Source organism: Candidatus Ruthia endofausta (assembly GCF_013342985.1).
Lineage (GTDB): Bacteria > Pseudomonadota > Gammaproteobacteria > PS1 > Pseudothioglobaceae > Ruthia > Ruthia endofausta.
The window spans coordinates 906,374-921,362 of sequence record NZ_CP054490.1 but is presented as its reverse complement, the minus strand read 5'-3'; the positions used below and the strand labels follow the sequence as shown (position 1 = coordinate 921,362).

Below are 14,989 nucleotides of genomic sequence, written 5' to 3'. Positions count from 1 at the left end.
CCATATAATAGGTTACTGAAGGGCAACTTAATGGGCCTAGAAAAAGAAGGGTTACGTGTGTCAAGAGAAGGTGGTATTTCTCAAGCGCCACACCCTCAAACTTTTGGTTGTGCATTGACACACCCTAATATCACTACGGATTTTTCTGAATCATTAATAGAATTGGTAACGCCGCCGCTTGATAATTCAGTGGAAATGTTGTCTTTTTTAGAAGACACACAGCATTATTTGTATTATCATTTGCCTAAGGATCAAAACTTTTGGCCGACAAGCATGCCTTGTGTTATTCGTGGTGAAACTACCATTCCCATTGCTCAATATGGTACTTCTAACCAAGGCATGATGAGAACAATTTATCGTCAAGGGTTGGCAAATCGTTACGGTAGTGTGATGCAAACCATTGCAGGGATCCATTTTAATTATTCGTTTTCTCATGAATTTTGGCAGCAATATCAAACATTGTTCACCTCTACAGAGACGTTAAGGTCATTTATTGATAATAGCTATATGGGCTTAACCCGTAATATAGTGCGTTATGGCTGGATAATTCCTTATTTATTCGGTGCATCGCCTGCTGTGTGTAAGTCGTTTTTAAAAGGCTACCATGCGCATTCGTTGATTGAGTTTAATGAGTCAACTTTGTATGAACCTCATGCTACTTCTTTGCGCATGGGGGATATTGGCTATCAAAATTTAGCTGAGGATGAAGCAGGTGTTAAGGCCAATTATAATAGTTTGGGCCATTATGTAAATAGTCTTAAAGCAGGTATACAAACGGCTTGTTTTGAGTATGAAATGATTGGCTTAAAGCGCCATAGGAAATATCAACAACTTAATACCAATATTTTGCAAATTGAAAATGAATATTACGCTTCTGTACGCCCAAAACCGCTGCTTGAGCCAGATAAAAAACCTCTAGATGCACTAAGTAGTAGTGGCATTAGCTATGTTGAGTTAAGGTCAATAGATATCAATCCACTCTTGCCACTGGGTATCGACAAAGCACAAATTTATTTTTTAGAGGCTTTTATGTTGTTTTGTTTGCTTGAACCATCTTGTGCTATTTCTACCTCAGAGCAGTTTGAAATTGACACTAATGATCAACTGGTTGCCCATGAGGGTCGCAAGCCTAAATTAATGTTAATGCATAGAGGCACACAGACTTCACTTCAAAAGTGGGGAAACGATATTATGACCAAGATTGAGCAATGTGCAACCCTACTAAGTGAAAGCCACCAGGTATTTGTTCGGGATATAGCATGTCGTATTAATAATCCAAATTTAACCCCTTCTGCGATAACACTTAGTCAGATGAAAGAGCGTAATCAAGGATTTTTTGATTATACTGATTCATTGTCTAAACAATATAGAAGCGATTTTTTATCTAATACAATCAATCAAGAACACTTTGATTATTTGGATCATCAGGCAAAGGTTTCATGTAAAAAGCAGCAACAGATTGAAGCCTCTGATTTAGTGAGTTTTGATACATTTTTAACCGAGTATTTTAAAAATACCTAAAAAATTAATGAACAGTAGTGAAACAACAATTTGTGCATTGGCCAGTAGCGTTGGCAAAGGAGGCATTGGCGTAGTGCGTGTATCAGGGCCATTATGCAAAGTTATTGCAAAGAAAATGCTTGGCTTTGTTCCCAAGCCGCGTTATGCGCATTATGGTTTATTTTTTGACCAAGAAAATGCTGAGATAGACAAAGGCATTGCTCTTTTTTTTTCTAAGCCGCATTCATTTACAGGCGAAGATATATTAGAATTTCAAGGGCATGGCGGCATGAGTGTGATGCGTTGTTTATTAGAATCTATTATATCAATGGGTGCTAAACCAGCTGAGCCAGGTGAATTTTTAAAACGCGCTTTTTTAAACGGAAAAATGGACTTGGTGCAAGCAGAAGCGGTGGCAGATATGATTGATGCCAACTCAAAATATGCCTCTAAATCAGCATTTAGGTCTTTATCAGGCGTGTTTTCTAGTCAAGTTAACATGCTTACCAAGTCTATTATTGAACTTAGAGTTTTTGTTGAAGCGACCATTGATTTTTCGGATGAGGAAATTGATTTTTTACAATTTGAGCAAGTTAAACTTAAAGCAAAAGGCATTAAACAGGAGATTGAAACCATTTTAAAATCTGCCACACAAGGTGTTATTTTAAGAGAAGGATTAAATGTTGCCATTGCTGGTAAGCCTAATGTTGGTAAGTCTTCGTTGCTGAATGCGCTCACACAAGAATCCAGCGCTATTGTGACTGATATTGCAGGTACAACGCGTGATGTGTTAAAAGAAACCATTCATGTAAATGGCATGCCACTTAATATTATTGATACAGCAGGTCTGCATGATAGTCATAATAAGGTAGAAAAAGAAGGCATCAAAAGAGCGTATTTGGAGATTGAGCGTGCTGATGTGGTGCTGATGGTGTTTGATGCGCAAGATGATAAGCTAGATTTTTCCATATTGCCTAAAAATATGGATTATCAGTTCTTATTACTAATTAAAAATAAAGTGGACTTAATAGGCGGCACTATTGAAAGAGGCGTGATTAATGATATTGTTCAATTGTCAGTTTCAGCCAAGCATTCAGAAGGCATGGAGCTGTTACGAAAAGAGTTGTTTGATATTGCAGGATTAGAAGATTTTTCAGAAGGGATTGTGCTTGCCAGAAAACGTCATATTATTGCCCTAGAAGCATCATTAGCATCTATTGAAAATGCCATTATGCAATTAGAAAATGGTGCAATAGAGCTAATGGCTGAAGATTTACGCTTTGCTGGTCAATCTATGGGTAGTATTACTGGTGAGTTTTCATCGGATGATTTACTTGGTGAAATATTTTCTTCTTTTTGTATTGGAAAATAAGGAAAACTTGCTTTCTGGTTTGAAACTAAACATATTGAATATTAAAATAAAATTCTACATTTACTTTTTGGTCACGATTTTGCTCTCGCCATTGTTAATGTATGAAGTGGTACTTGCTTATACAATGACTAATATCGTGGATGTGTTGTTGGTTGTCTTAATTCTGTTGGTTTATTTAGGCCTCTACTTGTCCATTCGTCAAGATTTTTTATCACCATTCAGTGATTTGCAAAATTGGGTGGATAATCATAAGTCTAGCCAAAATGTGCGTTTAAGCGATCACCAAAGAACCACGTTTCAACCTGTTGTAAAAGCGATTAATCATTTGATTGATGAAAATCAACATCTATATGATGATATGGAAAGCATCTTAAACAAGCAAATTCAGCGTTTAAGTAAAAAATCTGCCTCTTTAGAGACGCTATATAGTGTGTCATCAAAACTGAATAAAATGCATTCGATTGATGAATTGTTCTCGCACTTTTTAGACATTTTTATTAACATGACTGGCGCCTCATCAGGCGCTGTACGCAGTTTGTCTGATGATGGTCAGCTTCACTTGATGGCAACACAAGGAGTTATTGACAAGCAAGCTCAGGTAGCAGATGTATTGAATGCAGATTGTTTTTGTGGCGAAGTCGCTATGGCAAGTGACACTTATGTGCAATTTAGTGTACATACTTGCGCACAATGCGTCGGTAAAAAATCTCAAGCCAAGGCAAGTGTTGGTACGATATTTATCCCGCTTAGATATCATGGGAAAACACTAGGCACTTTTAATTTATTTTTTGATACATCGCCCTCACTGGCTTTTGATGAGCGTGCACTACTCAGTTCTATTGCTGAAAATATCGCTATTGCACTAGATAAAGCTCGCCTAGATGCCCAAACCAAACGCATAGAATTGTCACAAGAGCGTTTGTTTTTATCACAAGAGATACATGATTCATTGGCCCAAACTATTTACAGTTTAAAACTGCAAGTAACGGTACTTGGGAACATGCTTAAAGCAGGTAAAAAATCTGATGCGAGTGATAAAGTGTTGAGTTTACAATCTAATATTACTCAGGCAAATCAAGAGTTGCGTGAGCTGATGTGTAATTTTCGTGTGCCATTAGACCCTAAAGGGATTGAGGCTTCTTTAACAAATTTACTCAATCGATTTATGTCAGAAGAAGGCATTGCCACTTATTTTCAAGTTGAAGGCAGACTACAAGTATCTCCAGAAGTGGAAATGCAAATTATGCGCATTACTCAAGAGGCGTTGTCTAATATACGCAAACACGCCAAAGCTCGTAATGTACGTGTTCTGCTTTTAGCAGAGCCTAATTATCAATTATTGATTGAGGATGATGGCGTTGGATTTGAAAAAGATCAGAATGAAAGTGAAGTAATGGGGAATAATATTGGCATGAATATTATGAAAGAACGAGCAACAAGAATTGGTGCTAGTATTGAAATTGAATCAGAAGTTGATGAAGGTACACGCGTTATCGTCAACTTCCCGAAACTGTCATGAAAATCTATATCATTGATGACCATGCCTTGTTTCGTAACGGACTCATTGCCTTGTTAGAATCTAAACAAATTAGTGCTAGTGCGGCTGCCTCGCCAGAACAAGGCTTGGCAGAAATTCCTTCTTTGTCAGTAGATATTATTCTACTAGATTTACGTATGCCACAAATGTCCGGACTTGAAGTATTAAAAACGCTCAAAGCAAAGAACATCACCACGCCAATTGTGATGCTAACCACCAGCACCCAAGAACATGATTTACGTAATTGTCTTAAACATGGCGCTCAAGGTTATTTATTAAAAGATATGGATCCAGATGAGCTGGTTGACGCTTTAGATGAAGTTGTTAAAGGCTCAATTGTTGTTACACAAAATATGACACATGTATTAGCAAAGGCTTTGCGGGATGAATTAACTGATAATGAGCCTTCGTTTGATTCCTTAACCAGCCGAGAAGAAGAAGTCGCTTGTCAAGTATCCAGTGGTTATAGCAATAAAGTCATTGCTAGAGAACTGGGTATTTCCGATGGCACAGTTAAACTCCACGTCAAATCAATTCTTAAAAAACTATCACTCAGCTCACGCGTTGAAGTAGCAGTCATGGTGACACAAAAAGGTTATTGCAAATAGATTTTTCATATATAATACTTTTAAAAGTATTATAAAAAAACTATTATGAATATTACCGCAAACGAAGTAAAGACGAAGGGTGTTTCTGTTTTTGATGACGCCTTAAAACAAGGCGATGAAGTTGTGATTAACGTTCGTGGTAAAAATAAATACGTGGTGTTGGATATTGACCGTTATAATGATTTTAGGGCAAATGGCTTGGATATCCTCTATATCCAAGCCATGCAAGATATTAAGAATGGTGACTATCAAATTCAAACCGCAGAGGAGCATATCAAATATGTTAATGATTTGTTAGAATGAATTATCAAATCATTGCCACTGAACATTATTTAAAAAAGTTAGAAAAATTTCTAAAACAACATTCGGAAATATCTCTACAATACAAGAAGAGTATTGTTATATTGAGTGCAAATCCAAGACACCCATCACTTAGAAACCACAAACTACAAGGACAATTAAAACAATATTACAGTGTTTCTATCAATACGAAATACAGAATTGTGGTTGATTTTATGATCAAGGATAACACAATAATTCTGATTGACATCGGTATGCATAATGAAGTTTATTAAACAATGGACGGATATCAAAAATTAGTAGCACAAGCACTAACAACAGTAAGTGAAGTGTTTCCATGGGACTTAGAAAAAGAAATTAAGCACAACAGTGATTTAATATTACTAGATATTCGCGAGCAAGATGAATTTGACATGATGCACATTAAACATTCAATTCACGTGCCTAGAGGCATACTTGAGGGGGCTTGTGTTTGGAATTACAATGACACTGTGCCAACATTAGCACAAGCAAGAGACCAAAATATTGTTGTGATTTGTCGCTCAGGTAATCGTAGTGTACTTGCAGCCCTTACCATGCAACAAATGGGCTTTACTAAGATGTGCTCATTAAAAATGGGTATCAAAGGCTGGAACGATAATGATTTTGAAATGGTGAATGTTAATCACGCAATTGTTGATATTGACCAAGCTGATAAATGGCTTAATAGAGCTGTTTCAGAAGATAAATTAACACCTTGTAAAAATAATGTTAATTAACACTTGACCTAGTGTGTTTTCTTAGTATAATTAGGCACTTTCACTGCACAGAAACGGCCTTTGTTTTTAATGCAAGGAAGTTGGAAATAAAAGTTTAAATAACGCTTGGCAGGTTATCAGTTAGCTGTATAATTTCCAATTTTTACTGCAGCAAAAAAATTGCTTTGGCTATTTATGTTGTGGTTGCTCTTTAAAAAACTATCAAACAACTTGTGTGGGCACTCGTACAATAAAATTGTGCAAGTGCACATTAAAAACTAAAGCAAATAAGCTTTTTAAAAAATTGAACGCAAAGCGCATTTATTTATTTGAATGTTGCCAATGTTCTAAATAGTTAGAATTGAACTGAAGAGTTTGATCCTGGCTCAGATTGAACGCTGGCGGTATGCTTAACACATGCAAGTCGAACGGAAACGATACTAGCTTGCTAGTAGGCGTCGAGTGGCGGACGGGTGAGTAACGCGTAGGAATCTGCCTGATAGTGGGGGATAGCCCGGAGAAATCCGGATTAATACCGCATAATCTCTACGGAGTAAAGGGGGCCTCTATTTATATGCTTTCGCTATCAGATGAGCCTGCGTAAGATTAGCTAGTTGGTGAGGTAAAAGCTCACCAAGGCGACGATCTTTAGCTGGTCTGAGAGGATGATCAGCCACACTGGAACTGAGACACGGTCCAGACTCCTACGGGAGGCAGCAGTGGGGAATATTGGACAATGGGCGCAAGCCTGATTCAGCAATACCGCGTGTGTGAAGAAGGCCTAAGGGTTGTAAAGCACTTTCAATTAGGAAGAAAAACTAGTGGTTAATACCCAATTAGTCTTGACGTTACTTTTAGAAGAAGCACCGGCTAACTCCGTGCCAGCAGCCGCGGTAATACGGAGGGTGCAAGCGTTAATCGGAATTACTGGGCGTAAAGCGTGCGTAGGTGGTTTGTTAAGTCAGATGTGAAAGCCCCGGGCTCAACCTGGGAACTGCATTTGAAACTGGCAAACTAGAGTATAGGAGAGGAAAGTGGAATTTCTGGTGTAGCGGTGAAATGCGTAGATATTAGAAGGAACATCAATGGCGAAGGCAGCTTTCTGGACTAATACTGACACTGAGGTACGAAAGCGTGGGTAGCAAACAGGATTAGATACCCTGGTAGTCCACGCCGTAAACGATGATAACTAGTCGTTAAGGGGGGTTACCCTTTAGTGGTGAAGCTAACGCGTTAAGTTATCCGCCTGGGGAGTACGGCCGCAAGGTTAAAACTCAAAGGAATTGACGGGGACCCGCACAAGCGGTGGAGCATGTGGTTTAATTCGATGCAACGCGAAGAACCTTACCTGGTCTTGACATATCGCAAACTTTCCAGAGATGGATTGGTGCCTTCGGGAATGCGAATACAGGTGCTGCATGGCTGTCGTCAGCTCGTGTCGTGAGATGTTGGGTTAAGTCCCGTAACGAGCGCAACCCTTATCTTTATTTGCCAGCACATCATGGTGGGAACTATAAAGAGACTGCCGGTGATAAACCGGAGGAAGGCGGGGACGACGTCAAGTCATCATGGCCCTTACGACCAGGGCTACACACGTGCTACAATGGGAAGGACAAAGGGTCGCTAAGCCGCGAGGTGGTGCTAATCTCACAAATCTTTTCGTAGTCCGGATCGGAGTCTGCAACTCGACCCCGTGAAGTCGGAATCGCTAGTAATCGTAGATCAGAACGCTACGGTGAATACGTTCCCGGGTCTTGTACACACCGCCCGTCATACCATGGGAGTGGGTTGCACCAGAAGTAGCTAGTCTAACTGTTTACAGAGGACGGTTACCACGGTGTGATTCATGACTGGGGTAAAGTCGTAACAAGGTAGCCCTACCGGAAGGTGGGGCTGGATCACCTCCTTAAGAAAAGTATGAGTGTCCACAACAAGTTGTTTGATGATTATAAAGATAAGAAGAATTACATTACACTTTTGCGTAATAATTTTTATAGTGATTACGCAGAATATTTTTTTATTCAAGGTATTTTTTGAGTGAAGGCAGGAGTGTAGTAGTAGCTACATGACTAACTAAATTAAGAGAGTAACGCAGAAGAATGAAAATAAATTAGTAATTTTGGGTCTGTAGCTTAGTTGGTTAGAGCACACCCCTGATAAGGGTGAGGTCGGTGGTTCAAATCCACCTAGACCCACCAATTACCGACCTCACCCTTATCATTTACAAAATATTTTTGAGGTAAGTTCATAGAGAGTAGTAAATCTACATAATAGAACGTATAAAAAATATAATACAGTAAAAATTAAAAAGAATAAGTAAGGGGCCATAGCTCAGCTGGGAGAGCGCTTGCCTTGCACGCAAGAGGTCGAGAGTTCGATCCTCTCTGGCTCCACCAAATATTCTTTTATTTAAAAACTTAAACAAGACAATTTTTAATCGTTGCTTTGTTTAAGTTTTTATACCGCGCTTTCGGGTGTGGAGCTCTTTAACAATTTAATACATGAAGTAAAGTTTGTAAATATACAATATAACAACGCGAAGACTGTTGTGATGATAGTTTTCATTGGTGTATTGCATTGACACAACAATTTCAAAAAATATGGATTCTCATTGCCAGTGTAAAAACTGGTAATGAAATAAAGAATTCACTGATTGTGATTTATCACAATTTGTGAATTCAAGGTGAAATACTAACTGTATAACACCAAACTTGAATGGTTTCAGATTTTTTCTTTAACAAGGCGTTTTATTGAGGATTGAAGGAGTTTAGCTCTGCTAAATGACTGATTGAAGAAATAGAACAACACAGGTAAAAGTAAAATGTGGAAGCACATATCAGATGGTTTGGGGTTATATGGTCAAGTGAATAAGTGCATACGACGGATGCCTTGGCATTAGAAGGCGATGAAGGACGTGATAATCTGCGATAAGCTTCGGTTAGCTGATAAATAAGCTCTAACCCGGAGATCTCCGAATGGGAAAACCCAGTGGTCATCAGACCATTATCCTTAACTGAATACATAGGTTAAGGAGGCAAACCTAGGGAACTGAAACATCTAAGTACCTAGAGGAAAAGAAATCAACCGAGATTCCCTTAGTAGCGGCGAGCGAACGGGGACCAGCCCTTAAGCATATTTTAAATTACTAGAATGTTCTGGAAAGTTCAACGATACAGGGTGATAGTCCCGTATAGGAAAGTTTAATTTATGTGAAATCGAGTAAGGCGGCGCACGTGAAACGCTGTTTGAACATGGGGGGACCACCCTCCAAGGCTAAATACTCTCTAATGACCGATAGTGAACAAGTACCGTGAGGGAAAGGCGAAAAGAACCCCGGGAGGGGAGTGAAATAGAACCTGAAATCGTATGCATACAAGCAGTAGGAGCGGATTTATTCCGTGACTGCGTACCTTTTGTATAATGGGTCAGCGACTTACTTCTCAGTAGCAAGGTTAACCAATAGGGGAGCCGTAGGGAAACCGAGTCTTAAATGGGCGTTTAGTTGCTGGGAGTAGACCCGAAACCGGGTGATCTATCCATGGCCAGGGTGAAGGTTAGGTAAAACTAACTGGAGGCCCGAACCCACTTATGTTGAAAAATAAGGGGATGAGCTGTGGATAGGGGTGAAAGGCCAAACAAACCCGGAGATAGCTGGTTCTCTCCGAAATCTATTTAGGTAGAGCCTCATGTATTACTGTCGGGGGTAGAGCACTGTTATGGCTAGCGGGTCGTCAAGGCTTAGTAAACCATTGCAAACTCCGAATACCGACAAGTATGAGCATGGGAGACACACTGCGGGTGCTAACGTCCGTAGTGGAAAGGGAAACAACCCAGACCGTCAGCTAAGGTCCCAAAATTGTAGTTAAGTGGGAAACGATGTGAAAAGGCCCAGACAGCCAGAAGGTTGGCTTAGAAGCAGCCATTCCTTTAAAGAGTGCGTAATAGCTCACTGGTCGAGTCGGTTTGCGCGGAAGATTTAACGGGGCTAAAACTACATACCGAAGCTACGGATTGCAATTTATTGCGATGGTAGGAGAGCGTTCTGTAAGCCGTTGAAGGTGAACTGTGAGGTTTGCTGGAGGTATCAGAAGTGCGAATGCTGACATGAGTAACGATAAAGGGGGTGAAAAGCCCCCTCGCCAGAAGTCCAAGGTTTCCTACGCAACGTTAATCGGCGTAGGGTTAGTCGGTCCTAAGGCGAGGCAGAAATGCGTAGTCGATGGGAAATGGGTTAATATTCCCATACTTCATATAACTGCGATGGGAAGACGGAGAAGGTTAACGCAGCTTGGTGATGGTTGTCCAAGTTCAAGCGTGTAGAGTAGGTTCTTAGGAAAATCCAGGAATCTTAGATTTAGATCTAAAGCTCAAGGCGTGATAACGAACCCTCTTTTGGGAAAAGTGCGTGATACCATGCTTCCAGGAAAATCCTCTAAGCTTCAGGTTATATGAAACCGTACCCCAAACCGACACAGGTGGACGAGATGAGAATTCTAAGGCGCTTGAGAGAACTCGGGTGAAGGAACTAGGCAAAATGACACCGTAACTTCGGGAGAAGGTGTGCTCTTGCCGGTGATTTTACTTGCTAAATGAGCTGGTAAGAGTTGAAGATACCAGGTGGCTCCGACTGTTTATTAAAAACACAGCACTCTGCAAACACGTAAGTGGACGTATAGGGTGTGACGCCTGCCCGGTGCTTGAAGGTTAATTGATGAGGTTAGGATTCGTCCGAAGCTTTTGATTGAAGCCCAAGTAAACGGCGGCCGTAACTATAACGGTCCTAAGGTAGCGAAATTCCTTGTCGGGTAAGTTCCGACCTGCACGAATGGCGTAACGAGGGCCACACTGTCTCCACCCGAGACTCAGTGAAATTGAAATTGCTGTTAAGATGCAGTATACCCGCGGCCAGACGGAAAGACCCCGTGCACCTTTACTACAGCTTTGCATTGAACTCTGATTCTACCTGTGTAGGATAGGTGGGAGGCTTTGAAACTTGGACGCTAGTTCGAGTGGAGCCATCCTTGAAATACCACCCTGGTATGGTTGGGATTCTAACCTAGGTCCATTATCTGGATCGGGGACAATGCATGGTGGGTAGTTTGACTGGGGCGGTCTCCTCCTAAAGAGTAACGGAGGAGCGCAAAGGTACCCTCAGCACGGTCGGACATCGTGCAATGAGCGCAAAGGTAAAAGGGTGCTTGACTGCGAGACTGACACGTCGAGCAGGTAGGAAACTAGGTCTTAGTGATCCGGTGGTTCTGAGTGGAAGGACCATCGCTCAACGGATAAAAGGTACGCCGGGGATAACAGGCTGATACCGCCCAAGAGTTCACATCGACGGCGGTGTTTGGCACCTCGATGTCGGCTCATCACATCCTGGGGCTGAAGCAGGTCCCAAGGGTATGGCTGTTCGCCATTTAAAGTGGTACGCGAGCTGGGTTTAGAACGTCGTGAGACAGTTCGGTCCCTATCTACCGTGGGCGTTGGAGACTTGAAGGAAGCTGTTCTTAGTACGAGAGGACCGGAATGGACACACCTCTGGTGTTTCGGTTGTGACGCCAGTCGCATTGCCGAGTAGCTATGTGTGGAAAGGATAACCGCTGAAAGCATCTAAGCGGGAAGCCCCTCCCAAGATTAGGTCTCCCTGAGCGTTAAACGCTCCTTAAGATTCCTCGAAGACTACGAGGTTGATAGGCAGGGTGTAGAAGCGCGGTGACGTGTGAAGCTAACCTGTACTAATTGATCGTGAGGCTTGACCATATAACACCCAAATTATTTGAGTGAATCTGTAATTTTTGTGTTGGTGTGTCATACAAATACACTGAGTAAGTGTGTAAACTTTATAACCTGTATTTAAATGTTATACCTTCTTTTTAAGGTATAAAAACTTTTTGATTCTCTTGTCTATGCCAGCCAATATACGTCATTGAATGGACAAGAAACCAGTTTGCTTAGCGACAATAGCAAGTGTGACCCACCTGATTCCATCCCGAACTCAGAAGTGAAACCACTTAGCGCCGATGGTAGTGTGGGGTCTCCCCATGTGAGAGTAGGACATTGCTAGGCTTTAAATTTAAAAAACCCCAGGCATTTTTTGATGCTGGGGTTTTTTATTGATTGTTCAAATGGTTTTTCTATATATGTTGATTAACCCAATTAGTAAAATCTGGTGCACTAAGTGCGCCAGAAATGCGGTCTATTTCTTTACCATTTCTAAAGATAGCTAGTGTTGGGATGGAGCGGATGTTGTGCTTAGTAGAAATGACTTGCTCTTTTTCGGTTTCTATTTTGATAAACCGAGCTTTAGGTTCAAGTTGTTCTGCTACTTGTTTAAAAGCAAGGGCAAATATCTTACAGGGACCACACCAAGTTGCCCAAAAATCAATCACCAACAATTCATTGGTTTTTTCTATTGCACGAGTGAGTTGTGTACCACTCATATTAATAGGCTGTCCGCTATAAACTGGACTTTTACATTTTCCACAATTGGGTTTGTTGTTTAATCTCTCTTTTGGAATGTTATTAAGTCCGCCGCAGTTTGGGCACATTGCAATCATGTTAGCTCCTATTTCTGATATTATTGAGCATTATCTATGGGTGGATTGGGTCTATTGCAAGTCAGAACGGGTAGATTTTCGTTTAGACCTGGGGATTTTGTTTTCTTTGTTTTTTATTTGCTCGGCTTTGGATATTATTTTTTCAACTGCCACCAAATCTTTAACACTTTTTTTGATTGATTTAAAGGCCTTTGGCGCTTGGATTTCAATAATTTGTTGGACAATCCATTTTGAATCGGAATGAGTCATGGCTTTTTGAATTTTCTCTGCAAAGTATCTTAAGAAATGATAATTAGGCTCACCATTTGTAAATTCATAATTGGCATATTCCTGAGATCTGGCGTTATAAATTTGAATAAAGTCCTTCCAATGTTCGCCTGAACTGATACGCTCTTGTTTGTTTTCATGAAAATAATCAGCTGATTGTTTGGTTAACTTGACAATCAATACTTGACGTTGCTTAGCATCTAATTTATCAAATACCAGTCTATCAATACACTGAATTAGAAAGTACAAGTATTCAGAGATTACATCAAACACTTGTACTTTTTCAATCACGAAAGCTTCGTTAATTAAATCTTCCAAATGGTTTTTAGTAATGCGCCACGAGTTAAATGCCAGCGCACCAGCAATATCATCAATAGTTTTAACTTGGGTTTTGTGCCAAGTGCTTTTAACTCTCATTGCACTAGTTTATACCATTACTGTATTGTGTTATTCGCAGTTGTAATTCTTAAACGAACCCAAGTCATTAACATTCTTATAACCCATCTGGATTAAATAATTTTTAGCAGTTGATGATCGAGCGCCTGTAACGCAATAAAGAATAATGGCTTTGTCACGGTTGATGATTTGCTCAGTGCCCATAATGGATTGTAGTGGCAGGTTGATTGCATTTGGTAGTGCGCCTTGGGCAAATTCGCTACTAGAGCGAACATCAACTAATTGAGCACCATTGGCCAATAGTTTGCAAGCATCACTGCTTGAAAATGAATTAAACATAGTATAATTTCCGAAGTTAGTTTTTAAAGTCAAACCTAGTGTAACTAGGCGTTAATCTATATTAGGAAATCATTATATAACAATGTTAAGCAAAAAGCAACTAAGATTAGACATAAAGGCTGTTGCTAATGCCCTAAAAAAGCGACACTTTTCTTTTGATGTCAATCAATTAACCGAGCTAGAAGATAATAGAAAAAAAAATCAAATCAAAACTCAAAACTTGCAAAATCTACGTAATACACAGTCTAAGGCGATTGGCAAAGCCAAAGCTTCTGGAGGAGATGTTAAGCCTTTATTAAAGGGCGTTGCAGATTTAAGTGATCAGTTAAATGTAGAAAAATCAAATTTGCAAGTGATTCAGTCTGATATTGATGCGATTGTTTTATTGATGCCAAATATTCCTCATCATTCTGTACCTGAGGGTAAGAGTGAAGAGAATAATGTTGAGGTGTCAAAATGGGGTGAACCAGGTCAGTATAATTTTGATGTAAAAGACCATGTTAATTTGGGTGAAATGTATGGGCTAGATTTTGAGACAGCAGCTAAGATTTCTGGTGCTAGATTTTCTGTTATGACTGGGAAAATTGCACGTTTGCATCGTGCATTGACACAATTTATGTTGGATCAACATAGTGAGGTTAATGGTTATATCGAGGCTTATGTGCCTTATTTGGTGAATGCAGAATCTTTAATTGGTACAGGCCAGTTACCAAAGTTTGAAACTGATTTATTTAAAACCCAGCTACATGGCGAACAGGGAGGGGAGGCTAAGACATTGTATTTGATTCCAACTGGCGAAGTGCCTGTGACTAATATGATGCGTGATATGATTGTCAAAGAGAACGATTTACCGCTTAAGTTTGTGGCACATACGCCTAGTTTTAGATCAGAAGCAGGTAGTTATGGGCGTGATACTCGTGGTCTTATTCGCCAACACCAATTTGAAAAGGTTGAGTTGGTACAAGTGGTTAAAGCGCAAGATTCGTATCAGGCTTTAGAAGTGTTGACTGCACACGCTGAAGGCATCTTGCAAGCTTTAAAATTGCCTTATAGAAAGGTCAACTTATGTGCGGGAGATCTTGGTTTTTCTGCTGCCAAAACCTATGATTTAGAAGTGTGGCTGCCTGGGCAAAACGCTTATCGTGAAATTTCTTCTTGCTCTTGTTTTGAGGATTTTCAGGCACGACGTTTACAACTGAGATATAAAAACAAAGAAACTAACAAATCGGAACTATTACACACATTGAATGGCTCAGGATTAGCAGTTGGTAGAACATTAGTGGCAGTATTAGAAAACCATCAGCAAGCCGATAGAAGTATTAAAATACCCTTTGTTTTACAAAGCTACATGGGTGGTTTAGAAGTTATTAATTAAT

The 14,989-nt window shown here is 40.1% G+C and carries 11 protein-coding genes, 2 tRNA genes and 3 rRNA genes; 13 read left to right on the top strand and 3 right to left on the bottom strand.

Translation table 11 applies throughout. From position 1 onward, the window contains the following. Window positions 1–30: 30 nt before the first annotated feature. The 12 genes from gshA to rrf all read left to right on the top strand — a co-directional run bounded on the left by gshA (window position 31) and on the right by rrf (window position 12,120). On the top strand, window positions 31–1,521 hold the full coding sequence (gshA, locus tag HUE58_RS05240; protein ID WP_246260775.1) for a glutamate--cysteine ligase: 1,491 nt from the start codon (window positions 31–33) through the stop codon (window positions 1,519–1,521). A gap of 7 nt (window positions 1,522–1,528) precedes the next feature. Next, window positions 1,529–2,872: a tRNA uridine-5-carboxymethylaminomethyl(34) synthesis GTPase MnmE gene (mnmE, locus tag HUE58_RS05235; RefSeq protein WP_174605947.1), complete on the top strand. Its 1,344-nt coding sequence runs from the start codon at window positions 1,529–1,531 to the stop codon at window positions 2,870–2,872. 79 nt (window positions 2,873–2,951) lie between these two features. Further along, a complete protein-coding gene (locus tag HUE58_RS05230) occupies window positions 2,952–4,391 on the top strand; it encodes a GAF domain-containing sensor histidine kinase (protein WP_246260773.1) in 1,440 nt (479 codons plus the stop codon). Next, on the top strand, window positions 4,388–5,017 hold the full coding sequence (locus tag HUE58_RS05225; protein ID WP_174605945.1) for a response regulator: 630 nt from the start codon (window positions 4,388–4,390) through the stop codon (window positions 5,015–5,017). Before HUE58_RS05230 ends, HUE58_RS05225 begins: the two co-directional genes overlap by 4 nt. A 45-nt stretch (window positions 5,018–5,062) precedes the next feature. Further along, the gene (locus HUE58_RS05220; RefSeq protein ID WP_174605944.1) at window positions 5,063–5,320 is read left to right on the top strand and encodes a type II toxin-antitoxin system Phd/YefM family antitoxin; all 258 of its coding nucleotides are present in this window, start codon (window positions 5,063–5,065) and stop codon (window positions 5,318–5,320) included. After that, window positions 5,317–5,592 carry a type II toxin-antitoxin system RelE/ParE family toxin gene (locus tag HUE58_RS05215; RefSeq protein WP_174605943.1) on the top strand — a complete coding sequence of 92 codons (276 nt, stop codon included), beginning with the start codon at window positions 5,317–5,319 and terminating at the stop codon, window positions 5,590–5,592. Before HUE58_RS05220 ends, HUE58_RS05215 begins: the two co-directional genes overlap by 4 nt. Window positions 5,593–5,595: 3 nt before the next feature. Next, complete coding sequence (locus tag HUE58_RS05210) at window positions 5,596–6,075, top strand: rhodanese-like domain-containing protein (RefSeq protein WP_174605942.1); 480 nt, start codon at window positions 5,596–5,598, stop codon at window positions 6,073–6,075. A 342-nt stretch (window positions 6,076–6,417) separates the two neighbouring features. Then, window positions 6,418–7,963: ribosomal RNA gene (locus HUE58_RS05205) — 16S ribosomal RNA — on the top strand. Between the two features lie 212 nt (window positions 7,964–8,175). Then, a tRNA-Ile gene (locus HUE58_RS05200) sits at window positions 8,176–8,252 on the top strand. Between the two features lie 122 nt (window positions 8,253–8,374). Next, a tRNA-Ala gene (locus HUE58_RS05195) sits at window positions 8,375–8,450 on the top strand. A 461-nt stretch (window positions 8,451–8,911) separates the two neighbouring features. Then, window positions 8,912–11,814, top strand: a 23S ribosomal RNA gene (locus tag HUE58_RS05190). Between the two features lie 190 nt (window positions 11,815–12,004). Continuing rightward, window positions 12,005–12,120 (top strand): 5S ribosomal RNA (gene rrf, locus HUE58_RS05185). The 16S, 23S and 5S rRNA genes sit together here with 2 tRNA genes alongside, the layout of an rRNA operon. A gap of 68 nt (window positions 12,121–12,188) precedes the next feature. On the opposite strand, the gene trxC is transcribed toward rrf, so the two are convergent. Genes trxC through HUE58_RS05170 form a run of 3 tightly spaced genes read right to left on the bottom strand, consistent with a single transcriptional unit; the run spans window position 12,189 to window position 13,613 of the window. Continuing rightward, window positions 12,189–12,611 carry a thioredoxin TrxC gene (gene trxC / locus HUE58_RS05180; protein WP_174605941.1) on the bottom strand — a complete coding sequence of 141 codons (423 nt, stop codon included), beginning with the start codon at window positions 12,609–12,611 and terminating at the stop codon, window positions 12,189–12,191. Window positions 12,612–12,662: 51 nt separating this feature from the next. Beyond that, window positions 12,663–13,295 (bottom strand): hypothetical protein, encoded by a 633-nt coding sequence (locus tag HUE58_RS05175; RefSeq protein ID WP_174605940.1) that lies wholly within the window; start codon window positions 13,293–13,295, stop codon window positions 12,663–12,665. A 30-nt stretch (window positions 13,296–13,325) separates the two neighbouring features. After that, a complete protein-coding gene (locus HUE58_RS05170; RefSeq protein ID WP_174605939.1) occupies window positions 13,326–13,613 on the bottom strand; it encodes a rhodanese-like domain-containing protein in 288 nt (95 codons plus the stop codon). 82 nt (window positions 13,614–13,695) lie between these two features. On the opposite strand from HUE58_RS05170, the gene serS reads away from it, so the two are divergent. Continuing rightward, window positions 13,696–14,988, top strand: a complete 1,293-nt coding sequence (gene serS, locus HUE58_RS05165; RefSeq protein WP_174605938.1) for a serine--tRNA ligase — start codon at window positions 13,696–13,698, stop codon at window positions 14,986–14,988. The last annotated feature ends 1 nt before the right edge of the window (window position 14,989 follow it).

What these genes read in the sequence shown, in the direction of transcription:
- gshA (WP_246260775.1), top strand. Translation starts at nt 31, where the DNA reads ATGGGCCTAGAAAAAGAAGGGTTACGTGTGTCAAGAGAAGGTGGTATT.
- HUE58_RS05170 (WP_174605939.1), bottom strand. Translation starts at nt 13,613, where the DNA reads ATGTTTAATTCATTTTCAAGCAGTGATGCTTGCAAACTATTGGCCAAT.
- HUE58_RS05210 (WP_174605942.1), top strand. Translation starts at nt 5,596, where the DNA reads ATGGACGGATATCAAAAATTAGTAGCACAAGCACTAACAACAGTAAGT.
- mnmE (WP_174605947.1), top strand. Translation starts at nt 1,529, where the DNA reads ATGAACAGTAGTGAAACAACAATTTGTGCATTGGCCAGTAGCGTTGGC.
- trxC (WP_174605941.1), bottom strand. Translation starts at nt 12,611, where the DNA reads ATGATTGCAATGTGCCCAAACTGCGGCGGACTTAATAACATTCCAAAA.
- HUE58_RS05175 (WP_174605940.1), bottom strand. Translation starts at nt 13,295, where the DNA reads ATGAGAGTTAAAAGCACTTGGCACAAAACCCAAGTTAAAACTATTGAT.
- HUE58_RS05225 (WP_174605945.1), top strand. Translation starts at nt 4,388, where the DNA reads ATGAAAATCTATATCATTGATGACCATGCCTTGTTTCGTAACGGACTC.
- serS (WP_174605938.1), top strand. Translation starts at nt 13,696, where the DNA reads ATGTTAAGCAAAAAGCAACTAAGATTAGACATAAAGGCTGTTGCTAAT.
- HUE58_RS05215 (WP_174605943.1), top strand. Translation starts at nt 5,317, where the DNA reads ATGAATTATCAAATCATTGCCACTGAACATTATTTAAAAAAGTTAGAA.
- HUE58_RS05220 (WP_174605944.1), top strand. Translation starts at nt 5,063, where the DNA reads ATGAATATTACCGCAAACGAAGTAAAGACGAAGGGTGTTTCTGTTTTT.